Below are 331 nucleotides of genomic sequence, written 5' to 3'. Positions count from 1 at the left end.
AGTGAGCTCTGTGGTACAAATGAGCTTCTCCTGTAGTAGGATCTGTAGCTATTTGCGGAACAGAAGCTTTGTAATGCGTTCTTCTTTTATCTCTCCTCGTTTTTGAGGTCTTTCTCTTTGGATGTGCCATGGCTGCGTATTAATTATCGTTTAATAAATTTTTTAACTTCTCCCAGCGGGGATCTATATCCTCCTCTGCTTTGATCTCTTTTTCCCGCGGACTTAACTCGTCCAGCTTTTCAAGTACTTCAGACTTTAGGGTGCCGTCAAGCACGCCCGGATGAACTCTTTTTGACGGAACTGCCAATACTATTAGCTCGTAAATGTACTG

The 331-nt window shown here is 42.9% G+C and carries 1 protein-coding gene and 1 pseudogene; both read right to left on the bottom strand.

Annotated elements, in window-relative coordinates:
• Positions 1 to 130, bottom strand: a 130-nt coding sequence (rpmF, locus tag HC176_RS18300; protein WP_167920419.1) for a 50S ribosomal protein L32, incomplete at its 3' end; no start/stop codon positions are given.
• A 9-nt stretch (positions 131 to 139) separates the two neighbouring features.
• Positions 140 to 331 (bottom strand): annotated as a pseudogene (locus HC176_RS18295) (DUF177 domain-containing protein); the annotation flags it as partial.

Source organism: Tamlana crocina, assembly GCF_012037625.1.
The sequence above is the reverse complement of the archived record's forward strand: the minus strand, read 5'-3'. Positions and strand labels throughout refer to the sequence as shown.